Origin of the sequence: Allobosea sp., assembly GCF_035944895.1 — a bacterium.
GTDB lineage: Bacteria > Pseudomonadota > Alphaproteobacteria > Rhizobiales > Beijerinckiaceae > Allobosea.
The window spans coordinates 1198087-1219535 of sequence record NZ_DASZAT010000010.1; the positions used below are offsets into that span (position 1 = coordinate 1198087).

Annotated in this window: 21 protein-coding genes; 6 read left to right on the top strand and 15 right to left on the bottom strand. The window is 64.6% G+C overall.

Annotation, left to right across the window (positions count from 1 at the left end):
* Positions 1-5 precede the first annotated feature (5 nt).
* The 8 genes from VGV58_RS21365 to VGV58_RS21400 all read right to left on the bottom strand — a co-directional run bounded on the left by VGV58_RS21365 (position 6) and on the right by VGV58_RS21400 (position 7561).
* Complete coding sequence (locus tag VGV58_RS21365) at positions 6-1067, bottom strand: alcohol dehydrogenase (RefSeq protein ID WP_326876030.1); 1062 nt, start codon at positions 1065-1067, stop codon at positions 6-8.
* A gap of 59 nt (positions 1068-1126) precedes the next feature.
* Entirely contained in the window at positions 1127-1474 is a 348-nt protein-coding gene (locus VGV58_RS21370; RefSeq protein ID WP_326876031.1) for an AtuA-related protein, read from the bottom strand.
* Positions 1471-2808: an acyclic terpene utilization AtuA family protein gene (locus VGV58_RS21375; protein ID WP_326876032.1), complete on the bottom strand. Its 1338-nt coding sequence runs from the start codon at positions 2806-2808 to the stop codon at positions 1471-1473. Before VGV58_RS21375 ends, VGV58_RS21370 begins: the two co-directional genes overlap by 4 nt.
* A 693-nt stretch (positions 2809-3501) precedes the next feature.
* The gene (locus VGV58_RS21380; protein WP_326876033.1) at positions 3502-4299 is read right to left on the bottom strand and encodes an N-acyl homoserine lactonase family protein; all 798 of its coding nucleotides are present in this window, start codon (positions 4297-4299) and stop codon (positions 3502-3504) included.
* A 17-nt stretch (positions 4300-4316) separates the two neighbouring features.
* Positions 4317-5018, bottom strand: a complete 702-nt coding sequence (locus VGV58_RS21385) for an ABC transporter ATP-binding protein (protein WP_414644048.1) — start codon at positions 5016-5018, stop codon at positions 4317-4319.
* Positions 5011-5784 carry an ABC transporter ATP-binding protein gene (locus tag VGV58_RS21390; RefSeq protein WP_326876035.1) on the bottom strand — a complete coding sequence of 258 codons (774 nt, stop codon included), beginning with the start codon at positions 5782-5784 and terminating at the stop codon, positions 5011-5013. The genes VGV58_RS21385 and VGV58_RS21390 overlap by 8 nt, the downstream gene beginning before the upstream one ends.
* A complete protein-coding gene (locus VGV58_RS21395; RefSeq protein WP_326876036.1) occupies positions 5781-6704 on the bottom strand; it encodes a branched-chain amino acid ABC transporter permease in 924 nt (307 codons plus the stop codon). The genes VGV58_RS21390 and VGV58_RS21395 overlap by 4 nt, the downstream gene beginning before the upstream one ends.
* Positions 6701-7561: a branched-chain amino acid ABC transporter permease gene (locus VGV58_RS21400; RefSeq protein ID WP_326876037.1), complete on the bottom strand. Its 861-nt coding sequence runs from the start codon at positions 7559-7561 to the stop codon at positions 6701-6703. Before VGV58_RS21400 ends, VGV58_RS21395 begins: the two co-directional genes overlap by 4 nt.
* Positions 7562-7965: 404 nt before the next feature.
* Between VGV58_RS21400 and VGV58_RS21405 the strand changes: the two genes are divergently transcribed.
* Genes VGV58_RS21405 through VGV58_RS21415 form a run of 3 tightly spaced genes read left to right on the top strand, consistent with a single transcriptional unit; the run spans position 7966 to position 10578 of the window.
* A complete protein-coding gene (locus tag VGV58_RS21405; protein ID WP_326876038.1) occupies positions 7966-8736 on the top strand; it encodes an enoyl-CoA hydratase/isomerase family protein in 771 nt (256 codons plus the stop codon).
* An 8-nt stretch (positions 8737-8744) separates the two neighbouring features.
* Entirely contained in the window at positions 8745-9392 is a 648-nt protein-coding gene (locus tag VGV58_RS21410) for an NAD(P)H-dependent oxidoreductase (RefSeq protein ID WP_326876039.1), read from the top strand.
* 31 nt (positions 9393-9423) lie between these two features.
* Entirely contained in the window at positions 9424-10578 is a 1155-nt protein-coding gene (locus VGV58_RS21415; protein ID WP_326876040.1) for a CaiB/BaiF CoA transferase family protein, read from the top strand.
* A 20-nt stretch (positions 10579-10598) separates the two neighbouring features.
* On the opposite strand, the gene VGV58_RS21420 is transcribed toward VGV58_RS21415, so the two are convergent.
* The 7 genes from VGV58_RS21420 to VGV58_RS21450 are packed head-to-tail and all read right to left on the bottom strand — an operon-like array spanning position 10599 to position 17721.
* Positions 10599-11564: a Bug family tripartite tricarboxylate transporter substrate binding protein gene (locus VGV58_RS21420; protein ID WP_326876041.1), complete on the bottom strand. Its 966-nt coding sequence runs from the start codon at positions 11562-11564 to the stop codon at positions 10599-10601.
* A 48-nt stretch (positions 11565-11612) separates the two neighbouring features.
* Entirely contained in the window at positions 11613-12707 is a 1095-nt protein-coding gene (locus tag VGV58_RS21425; RefSeq protein WP_326876042.1) for an SDR family oxidoreductase, read from the bottom strand.
* Positions 12708-12737: 30 nt separating this feature from the next.
* Positions 12738-13670 carry a 3,5-dioxohexanoate:acetyl-CoA acetone transferase gene (gene kce / locus VGV58_RS21430; RefSeq protein WP_326876043.1) on the bottom strand — a complete coding sequence of 311 codons (933 nt, stop codon included), beginning with the start codon at positions 13668-13670 and terminating at the stop codon, positions 12738-12740.
* A 50-nt stretch (positions 13671-13720) separates the two neighbouring features.
* A complete protein-coding gene (locus VGV58_RS21435) occupies positions 13721-14947 on the bottom strand; it encodes a CaiB/BaiF CoA transferase family protein (protein WP_326876044.1) in 1227 nt (408 codons plus the stop codon).
* 2 nt (positions 14948-14949) lie between these two features.
* Positions 14950-15723, bottom strand: a complete 774-nt coding sequence (locus VGV58_RS21440) for an enoyl-CoA hydratase/isomerase family protein (protein ID WP_326876045.1) — start codon at positions 15721-15723, stop codon at positions 14950-14952.
* Positions 15724-15773: 50 nt separating this feature from the next.
* Positions 15774-16982 (bottom strand): acyl-CoA dehydrogenase family protein, encoded by a 1209-nt coding sequence (locus VGV58_RS21445; RefSeq protein ID WP_326876046.1) that lies wholly within the window; start codon positions 16980-16982, stop codon positions 15774-15776.
* Complete coding sequence (locus VGV58_RS21450; protein WP_326876047.1) at positions 16933-17721, bottom strand: FadR/GntR family transcriptional regulator; 789 nt, start codon at positions 17719-17721, stop codon at positions 16933-16935. Before VGV58_RS21450 ends, VGV58_RS21445 begins: the two co-directional genes overlap by 50 nt.
* A 108-nt stretch (positions 17722-17829) precedes the next feature.
* Here VGV58_RS21450 and VGV58_RS21455 point away from each other — a divergent pair, with 108 nt between their 5' ends.
* From VGV58_RS21455 to VGV58_RS21465, 3 genes are all read left to right on the top strand, one after another.
* On the top strand, positions 17830-18744 hold the full coding sequence (locus VGV58_RS21455) for an HpcH/HpaI aldolase/citrate lyase family protein (RefSeq protein ID WP_326876048.1): 915 nt from the start codon (positions 17830-17832) through the stop codon (positions 18742-18744).
* Positions 18737-19858 carry a CaiB/BaiF CoA transferase family protein gene (locus tag VGV58_RS21460; protein ID WP_326876049.1) on the top strand — a complete coding sequence of 374 codons (1122 nt, stop codon included), beginning with the start codon at positions 18737-18739 and terminating at the stop codon, positions 19856-19858. Before VGV58_RS21455 ends, VGV58_RS21460 begins: the two co-directional genes overlap by 8 nt.
* Before the next feature lie 74 nt (positions 19859-19932).
* Positions 19933-21114 (top strand): ABC transporter substrate-binding protein, encoded by a 1182-nt coding sequence (locus tag VGV58_RS21465; RefSeq protein ID WP_326876050.1) that lies wholly within the window; start codon positions 19933-19935, stop codon positions 21112-21114.
* Positions 21115-21449 lie beyond the last annotated feature (335 nt).

The following is a 21449-nucleotide window of genomic DNA, read 5'->3' on the forward strand; positions in this document are numbered from 1 at the left end:
GGCCATCAGGCGCTTGGCGGCGTCAACACGATCCGGCCGGTCACCTCACCGCGATGCAGCATCGCCATCGCCTCGTTCACCTGGGTCTTCGGCATCTGCGTGATCGGAATTGGCGCCAGCCTGCCCGACTGCGCCAGAGCGACGACATCGCGAAGATCCTGAGGCGAGCCGGTGGCCGAGCCCTGGATCGTGCGAGGACGGAAGATGAGGCTCGCCAGCGACAGGGCAATCTCGCCGCCGGCGACGCCGACAAGGACGAGCTTTCCGCCGCGGGCAAGAGCATCGAGAACGCCGGGAACGGTGCCCGAGGCATTGACGAAATCGATCGCTGCCTTCGCCTGCCCCCCGGCAGCGGCGACGATACGCCCGCTCAACCCATCAGGCGTGCCATCGACAACGGCGGTCGCGCCCGCGTCCAGGGCAGCCTGGCGCTTGCGGGCGTCGATCTCCACCACCGTGATCGCCCGATGCCCGAACGCATGAAGCATCGAGATCGCCGCCAGGCCGAGGCCTCCGGCTCCGACCAAGACCACGGGGTCGTCGGGCGCGATCGGCTGAATCTTCTTGATCGCCGAATAGACTGTGATGCCCGAGCAGGCGAAAGTCGCAGCCAGCGCAGGATCCACGGAGCCCGGATCGACCAGGAATCTGGGATGGGGCGACATCACACGGTCGGCGAAGCCGCCATGGCGGATGACGCCGATGGCGCTCGGCTTGTCGCAGAGATTGTCTTCGCCCGCGCGACAACGCGCGCAATCGCCGCAGCCCAGCCAGGGGAAGACGATCCGGACATCGCCGATCTCGACGCCGTCGGCCTGAGGCCCCTTGGCGACGACACGCCCGACAACCTCATGGCCGATTGCCCGGGGCAAGGTTACGCCACGATCCGTCAGCTTGAGGACATTGCCCCCGCCGAGATCGTAGGATCCCTTCCAGAAATGCAGGTCCGAATGGCAGACACCGCAATGGGTAACCTCGAGCAGGACCTGCGTACCGGCCGGTGCCTCATCGATCACCTCGATACATTGGAGCGGCGCTCCGTTCTCGACTACTGCCCAAGCCCGCATCGTCGTCTCCTGCCCTTGTAGCTCGCTGTTTTGTTGCTGCCCGGCCGGGGCGAAAGGCCTTAGCCCGGCGCGCTGCCGCTGCCGCCGTCCTCGATCTCGATGTCCAGGTCGAGAATCAGGAACGAGAAGGACTTGCCGTGCGCGTCGAGGTTCAGGGAGGTGTTGACCCCGCCCTCGAGCGCGTCTTCCATCACGAAATTCAGGCCCGCGAGATGATCGAGCGCGAAACGGCTGATCTTGCCGCGGAACAGCGACGGATAGGCTTGCCGGATGCGCGCCTCGGTCAAATACCGTTTGATGTCCGGATAGTGGCGCTTGTCATAGGCCCAGACGGCGATGTTGACGGTATTGCCCTTGTCGCCGGCTCGCGCCGAGGCGATCTCCCGCAGCTTGACGATCCTGCTCATGTCTCGACCATCTCGATCCGCGGCTTGACCAGGGTGCGGTCGATAAGGACGGACTGCGTCACGATCGATGGCGTCAGGCGCCCGCGCGCGCCCCCTCCGCCCGCAGGCCCGGCGATCCACAGCGCCTCGACCTCCGCCAGCAATTGCCTGCCGAGCTCGGGATCGACCGTGCGCATCGCAGCGCGCAGCCTTACGTCCCTGGACGGGGGCGAATCCGAGATCGCCGAAGCGTGCAGCGAGCTCATGCCGATGATGTCGAAGCGGATGGCGTCGCGGCAGCGATGCAGCTTCTCCATGCGCAGGCGGACGATCTCCATGGCGAGCCGGGCCCGCTCCGAAGCGCCTGGGCCGGCATAGCTGATCTCGGCCTCGGCGAGGATGCCGCCGTCGAAGCCGACCGTGACCTTGAGGCTGCCCGGGCGCTCGCGTCCGCGCCCGCCTCTGACGCCCACCCGATCAGGCCCGGCCTGGTCGAGCGCGATCTGCGAGAAGTCGGCAGTCACGTCCGGCGTGAGATAAGCGGCAGGGTCGTGGACTTCGTAGAGCAACTGTTCCTTGACGGTATGCCGCGTCACGCAGCCCCCGGTGCCCTCCGGCTTGGTGATGATCGCATCGCCGCTCTCCTCGACCTCGGCGAACGGATAGCCGACAAAAGCGACATCCTCGACATCCTTGAAACCCGGGTCGGCGAAATACCCCCCGGTGATCTGGCAACTGCACTCGAGCAGATGCCCCACGGCCGTGCCCGCCCCCAGCCGTTGCCAGTCGTCGGCGGCCCAGCCGAAACCGTGCATGAGCGGACCGACGACGAGCGAGGGGTCGGCCACGCGTCCGGTGACAACGATGTCCGCCCCCATGTCCAGGGCCGCGGCGACGACGTCGGCGCCGAGATAGGCATTGGCCCCGATCATCGAGCGCCCGGTCGCGGAAATGCTCTCGCCTGTTTCCAGCGACGGCATGGCCGGATCGAGCAGGGACGTGACGTCATCCCCTTCGACGACGGCAATCCTGATCCCGGAAATGCCGAGTCGCCTTGCGGTGGCGGCGATCGCCCGCCCAGCGCCCAGCGGGTTGGCGGCGCCCATATTCGTCACGATACGTGTGCCATTCGCGCGGCAGGCGGGTAGCACGCTTGCAATGCGACGCTCAAGGAGCGGGTTGTAGCCCAGCGCCGGGTTCTGCAGGCGAGCCAGATGGCTCTGTGCGAGCGTGCGCTCGGCCAGGCCTTCGAAGAACAGGAAATCGAGCCGTCCACGTTCGGCCAATTCGATAGCCGGTTCGATCCTGTCGCCAGCGAACCCTGCCCCACAGCCGATACGGATCGTCTTCGACACTTGCCTGCACGCCTTCTTGACCGGCTCAGGCGCGATCTAATCAAGATAACATTATTTGGTCAAACCATTTCCCGGAACCGCTCGTGAACTGGCGCGAAAATGGCAACTGACCGTATCGACCTGGAGCATTTTCGAGCGAACGGGCACCGGTTCGCGTGAAGACAATGCGATAGAGCAAAGGCGTGGAGCAATTCCGCGGTCCGGAGAATTACGGAATTGCTCCAGGATGCGATCCTGAGGGCATGCTTGCCTTGGTCAGCATCGCGATACGCCGCGCCGATCCTGTCCTCTCGCCGCTAGGCTTGCCCCTGCCCTTGTCCCTGCCAGCGTCATAGCCTGACGGCGGCCAAGCAGTGGCGACAAAAAGTGGAACCATTATGGGTTCACCGATGGCGGAATCGAGCGCACCCTCCAATGTTCTGCGAAACCACGAAGCCCCCGCCATCGACCAGCGGCCTCTTGGTTCAACCAGCCGACCATCGTGCGGAGCCCGCCGCTAATCCATTGAGGTATCGACGGATTGGGCAACATTTCGTGCTGCATTGTCTCTTGTCCAAACCGCGACACCAACCGCTGGTGTTGCGTGATTCCCGTTCGCTGATCTGCGGCCGAGATCACGACAGATCGCCCTCACCGAAACGGACGCTATGGTTCCTTCGGGATGCGATGCACTCCCGCGCGTCGTCGCCCCTCTCAGTGTTTAGGCGGCAGATGCAGCTGCACCAATTCGATGCCATTGACGGTTTCGCGCGGGTAGAGCTCATTCACCAGGGGATCATGGCCGGGAATAATGTGACTGTCCCCGGCGACGAGCGTACGCATCCGCCGATAGCTGTCGAGACTCTGCCCGACATCGATGGTGAGCGCGAAGGGCATGTCGTCCCGATAGTTCGCGTAGTAGTGGCTGACATCGGAAGCGAGCAGGATCGGCCCTCGCGCAGTGTTGACGCGGACAGCCTGCAAACCCTTGCTGTGGCCTGGCAGCAGATGCAGCGAGATGCCGGGGAAGAGTTCGGCATCGCCGTCATGGAAGCAGGCGCGGCCGGCATAAGTGCTGCGCACAAAGGCGACGACATCCTCGACATCGAAGGGGAAGCGCATGACGCGGTGGCACATGCAGCGGCCCGTTGCATAGGCGACCTCGGCATCCTGGACATGCAAGGTCGCTTTGGGGAAACGGTCGATATTGCCGGCATGGTCGTAATGCAGATGGGTCAGGATGATCTGTTCGACGCTCTCGGCCGCGATACCAATGCGGGCCAACGCCTCGACCGGGTCGATATCGAGCGGCCGGCCGCGCTCAGCCGCCGCGCGCGCGCCGAAGCCGGTATCGACCAGCACGGTGCGTTCTGCGTTGCGGATGATCCAGACGAAGAAATCCAGCGGCATCGGCCCGTCATGCATGTCGCGCCGGATGAAATTCTCATGGACGCGGCGCTCGGTCGCGCGGGCATAGCGCAGCGCGAGGACCTCATATTCGGGGGTGTCCATCATCACGTCCTTTGCTCTCAGCCGCCGAGATAAATCCGGCGGACATGGTCATCGTCGAGCAGTGCGGCAGCCGGGCCCGCCAGCGACAGCCGGCCGGTTTCGAGGACATAGCCGTAGCTCGCGAGCTTCAACGCCAGCCGGGCGTTCTGCTCGACCAGCACGACGCCGATCCCCTCCGCCGAGATCGAACGGACGATGCCCGCGACCTCATGGATCAGCTTGGGCGCGAGGCCCAGCGTCGGCTCATCCAGCATCAGCAGACGCGGCCCGCTCATCAGCGCGCGCGCAATCGCCGCCATCTGTTGTTCCCCGCCCGAGAGACTGCCGGCGAGCTGGCCGGCGCGCTCGCGCAGCCGCGGAAACAGGTCCCCCACCATGTCGAGCCGCGTGCGGATCGCGGCCTTGTCACGCACGGCATAGGCGCCGATGCGGATGTTGTCGGCCACCGACATCTCCGGGAAAAGCCGGCGTCCTTCGGGACACAGCGTGATGCCGCGACGCAAGGTCTCGTAGGGTGGCAGTCCGGCGATATCCTCGCCGGAAAAGACGATCTTCCCCTGGCCGACGGGGACCAGTCCGGCGATGGCCTTCAGCAGCGTCGATTTGCCGGCGCCATTTGCGCCGAGCACGCAGATCACACCTTCGCGCAGAGACAGCGAGACCTCGCTCAAGGCCTCGACCGCGCCATAGGCAACCGTAAGACCGGAGACCTCAAGCAAACTCATAGTCGGCCCCCAGATAGGCTTCGATCACGGCTTGATCGGCCTGTATCGCTTCGGGCGTGCCGAGTGCGATGCGGCAGCCCTGACGTACCACCAGGATGCGATCGCAGATGCTCATGATCAGCTTCATGTCGTGCTCGACGACGAGGACGTCGATGCCGCGCTCGTCGCGCAGGCGGGCAATGAGCGCCGCCATGACAGTCTTTTCCGTCGGGTTCAGACCGGCAGCCGGCTCGTCCATCAGCATCAGCCTGGGCCGCTGCATCAACGCCATGCCGACGCCGAGGATCTTCTGCAGGCCATAGGCGAGGCTACCAGCGGGCTTGCCCATCTGGTCGGCGAGGCCGATGAAGGCGGCGATCTCGTCGATATCAGGACGCGTGGCGGCGGGTGCACGCCCGGCGAAACATCGGCGCAGGAACGCCAGCGGAGAGTGGATCTCGCCGAACAGGGCGCCGCGGCGGAGATTCTCGGAGACGCTTTCCTCCTTGAAGACGTTGGTCGCCTGGAAAGTCCGGGCGATGCCGAGGCGGGAGACCCGGTCGCTCCTGCTGCCGGTGATCTCCTTGCCGTAGAAGCTGATCCTTCCATCGCTTGCCGGATGAACGCCGGCGATGACGTTGAACAGCGTCGTCTTGCCGGCGCCATTGGGGCCGATCACGCCGAAGATCTCGCCGCGAGCGGTCTCGAACGACATGTCCGACACGGCGCGCAGGCCACCGAAATTGCGGGAGACGCCCGCGAGCGTGAGGCCAGCGGTCATGACGTCGCACGCTGCCGTTTGGCGAGGTAGCCGACGATGCCGTCTCGGAAGAACAGCAGGAAGACGATCAGGATGGCCGCATAGGCCAGCAGCTGGAACTGCTTGGCGTCGCGCAGCAGTTCAGGCAGCGGCACAAGCAGGATCGCGCCGATGACCGGTCCCAGCGGCGTCGCCATGCCGCCGATCACGTTCATCACGATGGCGTCGACCGAGGTCCAGAAGGAGAAGGCCGGCGGCGACAGAAAGCCGAGGTAATGCGCATAGACGCTACCCGCGAGCCCGGCGAAGAAGGCTGTGACGGTGAAGATGCCGACCCGCCAGGACAAGGCATCGAGGCCCAGCGAGCGGCCCAGCGCCTCGTTCTCGTCGAGCGCGGACAGGACAGTGCCGATATCCGAGCGGCGGATAGCCCGGACCGTGAGATAGGTCACCGCTGCGAGCACCGCTGCGAGGCAGTAATAGTGCGAGGCGGCCGTCAGCCGATATCCGAACAGCGCCATCTTCGGAATGCCGAACAGGCCGTTATTGCCGCCGAACAGGCTGGTCCAGTCCTGGAAGACCAGATTGACGATCTGGCTGAAGGCAAATGTCAGCAGGACGAAATAGACGCCCTTGATCCTCAGGAAGAGCGGGCCGATCAGCAGCGCGAGCAGGGCCGCGAGCAACCCGGCGCAGAGGAAGGAGAGCGCCGTCGGAAAGCCCAGCCGCATCGTCAGCAGCGCCGAGGCATAGGCCCCGATGCCCATGAAGGCCACTTGCGCGAAGGAGAGCTGCCCGATCCGCATCATCAGATGCAGGCTGAGCGCGACGGTCGTCATGATGCCGACCATGGTGCCGATATGCAGGATGTAGCGGTCGCCGAAGATCAGCGGCACTGTGGCCAGCACGAGGGCGGCGATGGCCCAGGCAAGCGTCTTCATGCGGCTTTCCCCATCAGGCCGCGCGGCCGCACCAGCACGATGGCGAGCACGACGACGAAGGTTGCGATCAAGGCGAGCGTGCTGTTGCCGAAGGTCGCGGCGACGGATTCGATCACGCCGATCAGCAGGCCGCCGACCACGGCCCCCGGAACGCTGCCAAGGCCGCCGAGGATGACCACGACGAAGGCCTTGAGCATCGGCAGGTCGCCGATATAGGGCCCGACGGTATAGATCGGCGCCATCAGTCCGCCGGCGAGCGCAGCCAGCCCGCTGGCAATGGCGAAGGCGGAGGAATGGATGAAGCCGGGCCGCACGCCCATCAGGCTGGCGGCTTCGGGATCCTGCGCCACGGCCTGCATGGCGAGGCCCGTGCGCGAATATTTCAGGAAGGCGTAGAACAGCGCCAGGATGGCCAGCGAGCAGCCCGCCACCAGCGCGCGATCCTTCGGGATCACCGCTTCGCCGAGGCGCCAGACGCCGGAGATCGGCCGTTCGATCGACTGTTCGGCCGGGCCGAAGACGATCAGCGCCGCAGACTGCAGGGCGATCGCAATCGCCAGCGACATGATCATTCCCGACAATTCGCGCCCGACCAGCGGGCGCAGCAGCAGCCGCTCGATGATCGCGCCCAGGGCCGCCGTCACGATCGCGGCCAGGCCAAGCGCGACGAAATAGTTCAGTCCGAGCAGGCTGTAGAAGACCAGCACGAGGAACCCGCCGATCATGTAGAGCTCGCCATGGGCGAAATTGACCACGCGCATGATCCCGAAGATCAGCGTGAAACCGAGCGCCATGATCACGTAGACGAGCCCGCTCAGCAGGCCGTTGACGATGATCTGCTCAATGGTTGCGAGCATGCGGGCTTCCCTTCGTCCGTGCCGCGGCCGCGTTCAACGGTCGCCACTTGGAGGGGGGAAGAAGGACGCGATCTCAGCCGTCATGAGCGTTTCTCCACTGGCCGGAATGCGGCCTTTTTTCTTTATGATTATCGAAAAGGTTAGACCAAAAAAGGCCAATGTCAATCCGGGGTACTCCCGAGGTGAGGAGTCGAGATAGAAAAAATAATTCAGCAATATCAATATATTAATTCTAAATTCGAGTTCGATCGTGCTGCGCGCAAATGCACTTTTTGGACTGACCATTATAATTATTGACATAAGATCGGGAGCAAATTCTGATAAGCCTTCGCCGGGTCCAAACAGGGCTCGCGGCAGAAGACCCAACCGCGGCCAGAGAACACGCGGGATTGCGAGGAAGCCTGATGTTCGTCGACTATGCCGAGAGCGATGCGATCGCGACCGTGACGCTGAATCGTCCCGAGCGGCTGAATGCGCTGAACGAGCCGTTGAAGCAGGAACTCGGCCAGATCTTTCTCGATCTCGCCTACACCGACGCGGTGCGCGCCGTCATTCTGACGGGGGCCGGACGCGGCTTCTGCGCCAGTGGAGATGTCGGCAATCTCGGCGCGTTCACACCGTTCTCGACCCGCGAGCGTTTTCGCCGGCTGCATCGGGCGATGGCGGCGATCGCCAACCTCGAAAAGCCGGTGGTCGCGGCGGTACGCGGGCCAGCGGCGGGAGTAGGCTTCGCCATGTGCCTGGCCAGCGACATGGTGATCGCTTCCGAAACGGCGCGCTTCTCGATGGTGTTCAAGAATGTCGGCCTGGCGCCTGATGGCGGCGCGGTATTCTTTCTGACGCAGGCGCTGGGGCAGATGCGCGCCAAGGAGCTGGTGTTTTCGGGCCGCACGCTGAGCGCCCCCGAGGCGCATGCGCTCGGGATCGTCGCCAAGGTGGTGCCCGATGCGGAGCTCGAAGCCGAGGCGCGGGCCGCCGCCGAAATGCTGGCGCGCGGGCCGACCATGGCCTTCGGCATCGCCAAGCGGATGTTCAAGGCCATGACGGTGCCGACGCTCGAGGCCTTCCTCGATTTGGAAGCCGTATCGCAGGGGCTCGCCGTGCTGAGCGAGGACCATGCCGAGGGGGTTGCCGCCTTCCTGGAGAAGCGCGCGCCCGTATTCGTTGGCCGTTAGGGAGCGCCATGAACATTCTCATCGTCTTCGCTCATCCCGAGCCGGAAAGCTTTTGCGGCGCCCTGAAAGACGTTGCGGTCTCGACACTGAGCGCTGCGGGGCACGCGGTCGTCGTCTCCGATCTCTATCGCCAGGGCTTTTCGCCGGTCGGCGATCACCGTGATTTCGATCACCCGACCGATGCCCCCTTCATTTACCAGGCCGAGCAGCGACGCGCTCATCGCGAGGGGAGTTATTGCGAGCCGATCGCCGCCGAGCATGCCAAGTTGATGGCGGCGGACGTGGTGATGTTCAATTTTCCGCTCTGGTGGTTCGGCCCGCCGGCGATCCTGAAGGGCTGGATCGATCGGGTCATGTCGGTGGGCTTCGCCTATGACAGCGACCGCCGCTTCGAAGACGGAGGGCTGCAGGGACGCCGGGGGCTGATCACCGTCACCACCGGCAGCCCGGCCGAGCGCTTCGTCAAGGATGGCGCGCGCGCCTATGCGCCCATGGATGAAACTCTGCTCCCGCTTCAGAAGGGGCTTTTCCACTATGTCGGGATGACGGGGCTCGACCCCTTCGTCGCCTATGCCGCAGCGCGCGTCGAACCGCAGACGCGAGCGCGCTACCTGGCCGAGTACAGGGTGCATCTCGAAAAGCAGATCGACGCCTGAACCGGTAGCTTCGCAAGGGACAAAAAATCCGATGGAACTGCCGCTCACCGGCACGAAGGTGCTCGATCTTTCGAAGGTCCTGGCTGGACCGCTCTGCACCCAGCATCTCAGCGATATGGGCGCCGACGTCATCAAGGTGGAGGCCGAAGGCGTCGGCGACGAGACCCGGCGCTGGCCACCCTACAAGGGCGATACCGGCGCCGTGTTCTTGAGCGTGAACCGCAACAAGCGCAGCATCGTGCTGGATCTCAAATCCGAGCATGGCCGCGAGGCTGTCAAGCGGTTGGCGGCTTGGGCCGATGTCGCGATCGAGAGTTTCGCGCCCGGCGTCGCAGCCCGTCTCGGGGTCGATCATGCGAGCCTGCGGGCGACCAATCCCCGCCTCGTCTATTGCAGCATCTCCGGCTACGGCCAGTCCGGTCCCTTGAGCGCGGCGCCGGGCTACGACCTCGTGCTGCAGGCATTCAGCGGGCTGCTGACGATCACCGGAGAAGAGGGCGGCGGGCCGGTGCGCTCGCCGATGTCGCCGATCGACCAGGCCACCGGCATGAATGCGCTTGCAGGCATTCTTGCCGCCCTGCTGCGGCGGGGCCGGACCGGCGAAGGTGGTTATGTCGAGGTTTCACTGTTCGAGACCTCGGTGGCGTTGATGGGCTATGTCCTGCAGAACTACTGGGAGTCCGGCAAGCTGCCGGGCAAGTCCGGTTGCGGGCATCCCTCGCTTTGCCCCTATGACGTTTTCCAAGCCAGGGATCGCGCGATCCTCATCGGCGTGCCCAACGACAATCTGTGGCGGCGCTTCTGCGTCGCGGTCGGCCGAGCCGAACTCGGAACCGATCCGCGTTTTGCCGGCAATGCCGTGCGTGTCGCCAATGCCGGTGAGACCATCGCCCTCGTGCAGTCGATCATCGGGACGGATGACTGCGAACATTGGCTCGGCGTCCTGGCCAGGGCCGGGATTCCGAGCGCGCCGCTGAACACGTTGCAGGATCTGCTGGACCACCCTCACACCAAGGCGCGCGGGCTCGTTACGCAGTATGAGCATCCGGTGCTGGGGCCGACCCAGACGGTGCTGCAGCCGATCACGTTCGATGGCGCGGCCCGCCAGGTTCGGGCGCCGGTGCCGATGTATGGCCAGCATACCGATGAGGTTTTGGCGGAGCTCGGTCTATCGGTGGGGGCGTGAGCCCCCACCGATGAAGAACTCTACTTCTTCTCCAGCCCGCTGACCTCGATCAGCCGCGCCCAGAGCTTGATCTCCGATTTGACGTAGGCGCCGAGTTCGGCCGGCGAGGTCGGCATCAGCGTCGCGCCCATCTTCTCGATGAAGGCCTTCGATTCCGGACGGGCGAGGATCGTGTTGATCTCGGTGTTGAGTCTCCGGACGATCGCCGGATCGGCCTTGGCCGGCATGAAGGCCGCGACCCAGCTGACGACCTCGAAATCCTTGTACCCCAGCTCGATCATGGTGGGGACGTTCGGCAGCAGGGGCAGGCGCGTCCTGTCGGTGACCGCCAGCGCCTTGAGCTTGCCGTCGTTGATCAGGCTGATCGCGGCGAAGGGGTCGGCGAAGAACAGCTTGATATGGCCGCCGACAAGATCGGTCACTGCCTGCGGCGTTCCGCGATACGGTACGTGATCCAGCTTGAGCTTTGCGTCGTGTTTCAACAATTCGCCGGCAACGCGGCTCGAAGTGTTGCCGCTGCCGAAGCTGAGCGGCGTGGTGCTCGCCTGGGCGACCTTGATGAAGCCCGCTAGATCCTGGGCAGGGAAGTCGCTGCGGACGCAAAGCATCTGCATGATCCTGATCAGCCCGCCGACCGGCGTGAAATCGTCGACCGCATCATAGGGTAACTGGCGGTAGAGCGTCGGGTTGACCGCGTGGGTCGAATTGGTGGTGACGAACAGGGTGTAGCCGTCGGGTTCGGACCGCATCACATGCTGGGCGGCGACGATTCCGTCGGCGCCGGGCTTATTCTCGACGATCACTGGTTGGCCCAGCGATTTGCGCAGCTCTTCGGCAATGAAGCGAGCGACGCCGTCGGTGGCGCTGCCTGCCGGAAAGGGCAGGACCATGGTGATGGTCTTGCTGGGATAGGCTTGCGCGAGCGCAGCGACGGGTAGCGCCAATGCGAACCCGAGCGCAAGCAGCGCAGTCTTCAGCCGTTTCATCGAAGTCCTCCCCGGGTTGGTCATATGAGCCGTTCGGCATCTTTGGGTTCAGTGCGCAATGTTCGGCAGAATCGACCTCGCCTCGTATTGGCCGAGTTGGGCGAGCATCATCTCCTCGGTATCGACGAGCGCGTTGAAGCCGGCCTTGCGGATCTTGGTCGTCGAGGAAATCACGTCGTAGTCCCAGCCGAGGCAGAAATCTGCGAAGCCCCAGGATGCGACCCGGTCGATCGAGAGCGGTTGCAGGCCATGGGCACGGACGATCTCGTCCCAGACGGAGGCCTTGTCGGACATCCACTGAACCAGCGAAAAGTGCCGCACGCGCCCGATGTCGAGCCCGAAATGGGCGGCGAGCTTCGGCCAGACCTGTTCCCAGCGGAAGAGATCGCCATTCGTCACGTTGAAGGCCTGGTTCTGCGCTTCCGGCGCCTCGCACATCCAGAATACGGCCTGGGCCAATAGCCTGGCGTCGGTGAGTTCCTGCAGCGCGGTGTAGTTCCCGGGCTTGCCGGGGAAATCGAAGGGCCGCCCGAGATGGCGGCAGATCGCAGCATAGGCGCCGATGGTCGAGAGCAGATTGGGCGCCATGCCGACGGCGACGCCGCTGATCACGCCCGGCCGGCTCGTCGACCAGCTCCAGCCCCGCCGCGCCGATTCCGCGATCAGGAAATCCTGCTGCCCGAAATAGAAGTTCGGCGGAAGGTGGCCAGGGTCGGATTCGCGCGCCGGTGTGGTGAAGGGCCCCAGATGCAGCCCGTACCATTTCGTACCGGCCAGCGCATGAACATGGCGCAATGCCGGATTCTGGCAGGCCAGCACGATATTGCGCAACATTGCGACGTTCGGCTCGACATCCTCGATGCTGACCTTCGAGTAAGGTACCATCGCCGTGTAGAGGGCATGGGGCGCGCGCGCCGCATAGACCAGATGCGTGTAGTCTGCCCCCACCATCGCATTGCGGCAGGACTGCGCGTCGAGCAGATCCGCCGCGATGTAGCGGACGCCGGCTGCGACCTCCTTTGGCGGGTGGCGGCAAAGCCCGGTGACGCGCCAGCCGGGCGTGGCGCGCGCGATATCCACCAGATGCTGTGTCGCGACGCTGGTGGCGCCTGCCACGAGAAGATGCCTGCCTGCCTGCGTCACGGTCCTCGCCCTCCCGCGGCGTCCGATGCGTCAGAAGTTCGTGGCGTCAGCGCCCTTGAGTTCGAGGATCTCGCGGGCCTCGTCGGGGCTCGCCACCGACAGCCCCAGCCCCTCGATGATCTTGCGCACGAGAGCGACCTGCTCGGCATTGGAGGTGGCAAGCCGCCCCGGCCCGGCCCAGAGCGAATCCTCCAGCCCGACGCGGACATTGCCGCCCATCGCCGCAGACATCGCCGCAATCGGCAACTGGTGTCGGCCGGCGCCGAGGACCGACCAGCGATACTGGTCGCCGAACAGCCGGTCGGCGGTACGCTTCATATGTGCGACATCCTCGGGATGGGGGCCTATGCCGCCGAGCAGCCCGAAGACGGACTGGATGAAGAGCGGCGTCTTGACCAGCCCGCGATCGAGGAAGTGCTTGAGCGTGTAGAGATGCCCGATGTCGTAGCACTCGAACTCGAAGCGGGTGTTGTTGTCGTAGCAGGTGGAGAGGATGTATTCGATGTCCTTGAACGTGTTCCGGAAGACGAGATCGCGGGAATTCTCGAGATGCTCGCGCTCCCACTCATGCTTGAAGGTCTTGTATTTGTCGGCGAGGTGGAACAGGCCGAAATTCATCGTGCCCATGTTCAGCGAGGCGACTTCAGGTTTGAACAGCGCTGCCGGCTTCACCCGCTCCTCGACCTTCATATAGGGGCTGCCGCCGGAGGTGATGTTGATCACCGCATCGGTCTGCTGCTTGATCCGCGGCAGGAAACGCTGGAAGGCTTCGATGGTCTGGTCGGGCCGGCCGGTCTGCGGATCGCGCGCATGCAGATGGAGAATCGAGGCGCCGGCCGAGGCCGCGCCCAGGGCCGATTCGATGATCTCCTCGGGCGTGACCGGCAGATGCTCCGACATGGTCGGGGTGTGGATCGCGCCGGTCACGGCACAGGTGATGATGACGCTTCGGCTCCTGGCCATGCTGGCATGTCCTTATGTCGGTGGCCACGCCCTCGCGCGGCCGGAATTGGCTAGATCACCCTGCGCTGACGCAGGTCGGCGATCTCGGCGGGGCCGAGTCCCAGCATGTCGGAGAGCACCTCGCCGCTGTGCTGGCCCGGGTCACCGCTGGGCACCAGTTCGGTCAGAGGGGTGTCCTGGAAGCGCAAGGGCGAACCCGGCAGCACGACATCGCCAAAGCGCGGATGGGCCACTTCGTTGAGGAAGCCGCGCTCGCGCAAATGCACGTCGTTGACAACATCGTCGAGATCGCGAACCGGGGCGCAGGGCACACGGTTCGCGTTCAGCAGCTCGAACAATTCCTGCTTGTCGAAATCCTTCGTGAAGGACGACACCAGCGCATCGACCTCATCCATGCGCGCAACGCGTTCCTTGAGGGTCGCGAAGCGCGGATCATCGGCGAGGTCGGGGCGGCCGACCGTGCGGGCAAGACGGCGCCAGTGCTCGTCAGTCACGCCGATGATGGCGATGTGGCCGTCCTTGGCCGCGTAGACGTTATAGGGGGATTCGGCGAGGCCGCCATGGCGGTTGCCAGTGCGTGCGGGCGCCTTGCCACCACTGCCGAACCACATGCCGAGATTGGAGCTCAGCGAGGCATAAACCGCCTCGATCATCGCAACTTCGACCAGGCGGCCCTTGCCCGTGCGCTCGCGCTCGAACAGCGCCATCGAGACCGCGGTGCAAAGATGCACGCCCCCGAAGAAATCGCAGACCGCGGGGCCCGAGCGGACAGGCGGCTTGTCCGGAAACCCGGTGATGCTCATCACGCCGGCCATCGCCTGAACCGTCAGATCCATGGCCGGGTAATCGCGATACGGGCCGCTCAGGCCGTAGCCGGAGCCGGAGGCATAGATCAGCCTTGGGTTGATCGCCGAGAGTTCGTCATAGCCGACGCCCAGCCGTGTCATCACGCCGGGCGCAAAATTCTCCAGCAGCACATCCGCCTTGCGGACCAGCGCCTGCAGGATCTCGCGGCCGCTATCGCTCTTGAGATCGAGCACGAGGCAGCGCTTGTTCGAGTTCAGCATGGCGAAGGGGAGTGCCCCGCCGCCGACAACCGTGCGCCGGCGCAGGTTCTCGCCACCGGGCGGCTCGATCTTGATGACATCGGCGCCGGCCATCGCCATCAGGAAGGTGGCGTAGGGACCGTTATAGATCTGGCCGAGGTCGAGGACAGTGACACCGGCGAGCGGTCCTGGCCTGGAGGCATCCGGCTGGAGTTGCTGGCTGTCCGCCATGATCAACGGCCCTGGAAGTTCGGCGGGCGCTTTTCAGCGAAAGCTGCCGGGCCTTCCCTAGCGTCCTCGGTCGCCTGGAGCACGCGGTTGATCAACTGCTCCATGCGCAGGCCGGTGGTGAGGTCCATGTCCTTGCCGCGGATGGCCAGCTCCTTGGCGGCCTGCACCGCCAGCGGCGCCGCTGCCGCGATCCGCCGGGCATAGTCCTTGGCGGCGGCGAGCACCTCGCCCTTGGGCACGACCTTGTTGACCAGGCCCCATCTCAACGCGGCCTGCGCGTCGATGGAGTCGCCGGTGAGCAGCATCTCCATCGCGATCGCATGGGGCAGTTGCGACAGCACGCGCTGGGTGCCGCCATTGGCCGGGATGACGCCGCGCTTGACCTCGGCCAGGCTGAAGGTGGCGTGCTCGGCCGCGACGCGCAGATCGGTGCCCATCAGCAACGTCATGCCGCCGCCGAGGCAAAGCCCGTTCACGGCACAGATCACCGGCTTCCAGACCTCCAGTCCGCGATTGAGCAGCTGGTCGCGCTGGGTCAGCCACATTTCGGAGTATGGCAGGGGCGAGGCGATGAAGCTCTTGATGTCGGCGCCGGTGGTGAAGGCGCGCTCGCCGGCGCCGGTGACGATGGCGACGCGGATGTCGAGGCTGTCGCGCACCCGGACCCAAGCCTCGGATAGCCCGCGATAATGATCGGCATCCATCGCATTGAGCTTCTCGGGACGGTTGATGGTGATGACGGCGATGCCGTCCTCGACCTCGAAATCGATCGACATGATGGATCCTTGCGATGCGTTGGGGCCTTGGCGTTTGTTGCGCCCGGCGTTTACCTGGTGCGGCTGCCGAGAAGATTGCGGGCGACGACGAGGCGCTGAACCTCCGACGGCCCTTCGCCGATGCGCTTGATCCGCATCTCGCGATACCAGCGCTCCAGCGGCATTTCCTGCGCGACGCCCATGCCGCCGAGAATCTGGATGCAGCGATCGACGACGCGGCCGGCCGTCTCGGTGGCGAAGACCTTCGCGACCGAGGATTCCATCTTGATGTCCTGCCCGGCATCGGCCCGGCGCGCTGCATCGAGTACCAACAGGCGCGCGGCGCGCAACTCGATCTCGGAATCGGCCAGCATCCACTGGATCGCCTGACGGTCGGCGAGCAGCGCGCCGAAGGTCTGGCGCTGCTTGGCCCAGTCGATCGCGAGTTCGAGCGCGGCCTGGGCGACACCGATGGTGCCGGCCGCATAGGGAACACGACCATGGACGAGCAGGTCGTTGACGAGCTGGAAGCCTTGCCCCTCCTCGCCGATCCGGTTCTCGACAGGGATGCGATAATTCTCGAAATGCAGCTCGAAGGGCGCGTAGGAGCGGATCACGGGGATGACGGTGTGGCTGACGCCGGGCCGATTCATGTCGACGATGAAGCAGGTTATGCCTTCACGGCTCTTCTCGGCGCCGACTCGGGCGAAGACGATGCCCCATGTCGACTCGTTGGCCGCCGTGATCCAGAACTTGGTGCCGTTGAGCACATATTCGTCGCCCTCGCGGCGCGCCGTGGTGCGGATCGCGCGGGCAGGGTCGGAACCGCCGCTTGGCTCGCTGATCGCGAAGAAGGCCTTTTCGCCACGCTCGATCGCGGGCCTGGCATATTTCTCGATCTGGGCCTGGCTACCGCGGAAGATCACGCTCGGCGGGTCGAAGCCGAAGGCGCCACAGGCCGGGATATAGGCTCCCATCCTGCATTTGGCGGCCTCTTCGGCAACGATCACCTGGCCGACCAGGCTCAGGCCGGCGCCGCCATGCTCCTCAGGGCTTTGCACGTTCCAGAGGCCGAGCTCGCGGGCCTTCTTCTGCAGCCTGTCGAGTTGCTCCTTCGGCAGCTTGTAGGCGTCGTGCGGCAGCCCCTCCTCGGCCGGCCTGACGTCGTTCGTCATAAAGCGCCGTACGGTCTCGCGCAGGAGCAGCTCTTCGGATGCGTAGGTGCCGTCCTCACTCTCGTGCGGGCCGCCCTCGCGTCGTGGTGATGCGCTTTGCAGCACGGGTCGTCTCCTCGGCAGTTTCTTGTTCGGAATGGGTCGCGAGCCAATCCATGGCCCGCTCGGCAAAGGCCGCGGTGTGACGCTGCATGCGGCGGAAGGCGGCTGGCGCATCCTGCTTGCGGATCGCTTCGTTGATGCGGCGGTGGATCTCGATCACGCCCGAGCGGACATCGACCGAGTGAAAATCTTTCAGGCTGCTGGCTTCGTGGATATTGTCGGAAATGGCGTTGTAGAAGGCGAGCAGCAGCTCGTTGTGGCTCGCCGTGATGACGGCGAGATGCCATTCGATGTTCACCGTTCGGAAGGTGGCGATATCGTCATAGGAGGCCTCGAGCTGCCGATGTAGCAGTTCGAGTTGGGCAAGTTCCTCCTCGCTGCGATATTGCGCCGCCAGAGCCGCAGCCGAGGGCTCGATCGCCTCGCGCGTCTGAAGAAGCGATTCCATCCGCACGCGGTGGCCGCGAATATAGAGCGTCAAAGACCGTTCCAGCGCTTCCCGATTCGGCCGCTGCACCACCGAGCCGCCATTGCGGCCTGTCTTGACCGCGATGATGCCCTGGACCTCGAGAATGCGCAGGGCTTCGCGCACCGAGGTCCGGCTCAGGCCTGAATGGCTGGCGAGATCGCGCTCGTTGGGCAGCACTGAACCCTCATGGAATTCACCCGCCAGAATGCGCTCACGCAGCTGGTGCGCGAGCATGTCTGAGGCCTTCGGCACGATTACGGGTTCGATCAGCATATTCATCTCCCCTGAAACTGGATGGCTGGTTAGGGCCTGTCAATATCAACTTGCATTCTTTTTAATGGTATGGCCAAATCCTGTTCATGCCGTTTGAAAGGATTGACTATGCCGGTTCGATCGCTCCTTTTCGTGCCCGGAGACAGCGAGCGCAAGTTCAACAAGGCCATGCTTGGCAATGCCGATGCGCTGATCTTCGATCTGGAGGATTCGGTCTCGGTCGATCGCGCCCCCGTTGCCAGGGCCCTCATCGCCGATTGGCTGCGAACCAATCCTCGCGCTAGCCGGACCAAGCAATTCTGGGTGCGGATCAACCCGTTGTCGCAACCGTCCTCGCTGGCCGATCTCGTCGCCGTGATTGGTGGCGAACCTGACGTCGTCTTCCTGCCCAAGACGCAATCGGGCGCCGATGTGAAGCTGCTGGGCGACTATCTGACGGTGCTGGAGGAACGCGAGGACATTCCGCGCGGCGCAACCAAGATCGTGCCGGTCGCGACCGAGACGCCGGAATCGCTGCTCTCCTTCTCGAGCTATATCGGCGCCAGCCCGCGGCTCGCCGGCCTGACCTGGGGCGCCGAAGACCTGGCGGCGGCGCTGCAGGCGACAACCAACCGGCTGCCCGATGGCAGCTACGAGATGACCTATCGAATGGCACGCAGCTTCTGCCTGCTCGGCGCGCGGGCGGCAGGCGTCGAGCCGATCGACACGATCTGGGCCGACTATCGCGATCCCGAAGGGCTGAAAACCGATTCCGAGCTTGGGCGACGCGCCGGCTTCACCGGCAAGGTGGCAATCCACCCCGACCAGATCGACATCATCAATGCCGCCTTCGCGCCCAGCGCCGAGGAAATCTCCTATGCCCAGCAGGTCGTGCAGGCCTTCGAGATGCAAGGGGTCGGCACCGTCGGGCTCAACGGCAAGATGCTCGACATGCCGCATCTCAAGCAGGCCCGCTCGATACTGGCACTGGCCGGCGAAATAGCGGCCAAGGAAGCGGGCCGGAGCAGTGCCGCCCATGTCTAGCGGGGCGCTCGCCGGCATCTGCGTCGTCGAGTTCGCGGCGATCGGCCCGGCCCCGTTCTGCGGGATGATGCTGGCCGATATGGGCGCCGACGTCATCCGGATTGACCGGCCTGGCGCTCAGGACCCGCTGGCGATGAACGCTGTTTTCGGGCGCGGCAAGCGCTCGGTGACGCTGGATCTGAAGAGCGCCGAAGGTCAGGCCCGGGCGCTGGACCTGATCGCGCGGGCAGACATCTTGATCGAGGGCTATCGGCCCGGCGTGATGGAGCGCCTTGGGCTCGGCCCTGAACCTGCGCTCGCGGCCCGGCCCAAGCTGGTCTATGGCCGCGTCACCGGCTGGGGGCGCGGCGGCACGGCTGCGGAGACGGCCGGGCACGACCTCAATTACATCGCCATGTCAGGTGCGCTCTGGCCGATCGGACAGGCCGATGCGCCTCCCCCGCCGCCAATAAATTTCGTCGGCGATTTCGGCGGTGGCGGCATGCTGCTTTTGTCGGGCGTGCTGGCCGCCCACCTCAGCGCGCTCCGGACAGGCCAGGGCCAGACCGTCGACACCGCCATGATGGACGGAGCGCTGATCCAGGCCGCGATGCTCTACAGCCTGACGCAGGATGGCGGCTGGAGCAGCCGGCGCGAAGATAACTTGCTCGATGGGGGCGCACCTTTCTACACCACCTATCGCTGCGCGGATGACGGCTATCTCGCCGTCGGCGCGATCGAGCCCCGCTTCCATGATGTGCTGATGGACGGGCTCGGCCTGCCCCGGCTGACCGCGCATGACCAGATGGACAAGACGCGCTGGCCGGCGCGCCGTGCGCAGATGGCGGCACTTTTCGCCAGCCGCTCCCGGCGCGACTGGGCCGCTCTGTTCGCGGGCAGCGACGCCTGTGTCTCGCCCGTCCTGACGCCAGCTGAAGCCATCCACCATCCCGACCATCTGGCTCGCGAGAGCTTTGTGCAGGTTGACGGCCAGATGCAGCCGGCTCCGCCGATTCGTTTCGGGCGGACCCCTTCGCAAAGGCCTGCGCCCGCGCCGTGTCCCGGCGCGCAGACCCAGGCGATGCTCGCCACATTGTCCGGCGGAGGCGCACGCGTTCCCGCCGGGCAGCTCTAGGAGACCAAGACGCTTACCCCGCCGGACGTTCAAAAAATGGCTCCAGAACGGAGCTTTCACCTTGGGAGGATCAGATGATGCAATTGTCGAGCGTCTTGTCGCGCCGCGCCGTCATGGTCGGCGCTGTCGCTCTTTACGCCCTGGCGCAGGGTGGTGCGGCGCTCGCCGCCGACACCGTCAAGATCGGCGTGATTTCGGCCCTGACCGGCCCGGGCGCGCCATGGGGCATCGCTGCGGCTGAAGGGCCGCGTATCGCCGCCGACGAGATCAATGCACAGGGCGGGCTCGATGTTGGCGGCAAAAAGCTGAAAGTCGAGGTCGTAGCCTATGACGACCAGTACAAGACCGCCGATGCGGTGGCGGCCTTCAACCGCCTGGTCAACCAGGACGGCGTCAAGTTTGTGATCATTCTGTCCTCGGCGGGTACGATGGCCCTGCGTGAGGCGGTGATGGACAACAAGGTCCTCGGTTTCAGCTCGGCCTATACCCGCAAGGCTCTCGACAAATCCAATCCCTATATGTTCCGCCTCTACAGCACGCCGCATGAATATGTGCCGTCGATGGTGGATTGGTTGAAGGCCAATCATCCGACGGCCAAGCGCGTCGCGATCATCAACCCCAATGACGAGACCGGCTGGGACCAGACTGAACTCGGCGAGCGCGTGTTCAAGGAAAAGGGCTTCGAGGTCGTCGGCAAGGAACTCTACGAACGCGCCTTGCGAGATTTCCAGCCGACGCTGACGAAGCTCATGGCCTACAAGCCGGATATCATCGAGCTTGGCGGCACGCCACCCGCCACCGCCGGGTTGATTGTGCGGCAGGCGCGCGAACTCGGCTATACCGGGCTGATCTTCAAGACCGGCGGCGCGGGGCCGCGCGACATCGTGGCGGCAGCTGGAGCCCAAGCCTCCGAAGGGCTGATCAACATGCTCTATGCCGACCCCAACAATGCCGGCTACAAGCGCATCGCCGCCGCTTACGAAAAGCGCACCGGCCATGTGCCTAACGAGATCCTTGTCGCTTATTACGATGGTGCCAGGGCTATGCTGGCAGCGATCTCAAAGGCCGGCACGGCCGACGATACCGCCAAGGTAGCGGCTGCCCTGGCCACAGCCATGCCAATTGAATCCGTTCAGGGCGACAAGCTCAGTCTCGGCGGCAAGCAAGCCTATGGAGCCGACCTCCAGATCGAGACGGTAAACTATATCGGGATCATCAAAGGAGGGCAGCCGGTGGCCATCGGCAAAACGAGGTGACTGACGGACGAAGGAAACCGTCGCCACCAGAACTCCAGAGCATTTTCGAGCGAAGTGGGCACCGGCTCGCGTGAAGACAATGCGATAGAACAAAGGCCTGGGGCAATTCCACGATTCGGGGAATTGCGGCATTGCTCCAGGACTTCAGAGCACGGCGCGACCTGCCGCGACCGTGGGGCGAGACGGTCATCTTTCGACGATAGGATTCGTTGAATTCGCTACAGCCGTGCAGCGGCTTCAGGCCGGCATCTAACGTAAGGCGCAACGGATCGCCTGATGTGAAGCCCAATTGGCAGCCAGAATACCCAATAATTATGAGAAAAGCGCAATGAATC

Excerpts from the sequence above, each read along its gene's own strand:
- VGV58_RS21365 (WP_326876030.1), bottom strand. The coding sequence starts at position 1,067 with ATGCGGGCTTGGGCAGTAGTCGAGAACGGAGCGCCGCTCCAATGTATC.
- VGV58_RS21370 (WP_326876031.1), bottom strand. The coding sequence starts at position 1,474 with ATGAGCAGGATCGTCAAGCTGCGGGAGATCGCCTCGGCGCGAGCCGGC.
- VGV58_RS21380 (WP_326876033.1), bottom strand. The coding sequence starts at position 4,299 with ATGGACACCCCCGAATATGAGGTCCTCGCGCTGCGCTATGCCCGCGCG.
- VGV58_RS21390 (WP_326876035.1), bottom strand. The coding sequence starts at position 5,784 with ATGACCGCTGGCCTCACGCTCGCGGGCGTCTCCCGCAATTTCGGTGGC.
- VGV58_RS21395 (WP_326876036.1), bottom strand. The coding sequence starts at position 6,704 with ATGAAGACGCTTGCCTGGGCCATCGCCGCCCTCGTGCTGGCCACAGTG.
- VGV58_RS21400 (WP_326876037.1), bottom strand. The coding sequence starts at position 7,561 with ATGCTCGCAACCATTGAGCAGATCATCGTCAACGGCCTGCTGAGCGGG.
- VGV58_RS21405 (WP_326876038.1), top strand. The coding sequence starts at position 7,966 with ATGTTCGTCGACTATGCCGAGAGCGATGCGATCGCGACCGTGACGCTG.
- VGV58_RS21410 (WP_326876039.1), top strand. The coding sequence starts at position 8,745 with ATGAACATTCTCATCGTCTTCGCTCATCCCGAGCCGGAAAGCTTTTGC.
- VGV58_RS21415 (WP_326876040.1), top strand. The coding sequence starts at position 9,424 with ATGGAACTGCCGCTCACCGGCACGAAGGTGCTCGATCTTTCGAAGGTC.
- VGV58_RS21420 (WP_326876041.1), bottom strand. The coding sequence starts at position 11,564 with ATGAAACGGCTGAAGACTGCGCTGCTTGCGCTCGGGTTCGCATTGGCG.
- kce (WP_326876043.1), bottom strand. The coding sequence starts at position 13,670 with ATGGCCAGGAGCCGAAGCGTCATCATCACCTGTGCCGTGACCGGCGCG.
- VGV58_RS21435 (WP_326876044.1), bottom strand. The coding sequence starts at position 14,947 with ATGGCGGACAGCCAGCAACTCCAGCCGGATGCCTCCAGGCCAGGACCG.
- VGV58_RS21440 (WP_326876045.1), bottom strand. The coding sequence starts at position 15,723 with ATGTCGATCGATTTCGAGGTCGAGGACGGCATCGCCGTCATCACCATC.
- VGV58_RS21450 (WP_326876047.1), bottom strand. The coding sequence starts at position 17,721 with ATGCTGATCGAACCCGTAATCGTGCCGAAGGCCTCAGACATGCTCGCG.
- VGV58_RS21455 (WP_326876048.1), top strand. The coding sequence starts at position 17,830 with ATGCCGGTTCGATCGCTCCTTTTCGTGCCCGGAGACAGCGAGCGCAAG.
- VGV58_RS21460 (WP_326876049.1), top strand. The coding sequence starts at position 18,737 with ATGTCTAGCGGGGCGCTCGCCGGCATCTGCGTCGTCGAGTTCGCGGCG.
- VGV58_RS21465 (WP_326876050.1), top strand. The coding sequence starts at position 19,933 with ATGATGCAATTGTCGAGCGTCTTGTCGCGCCGCGCCGTCATGGTCGGC.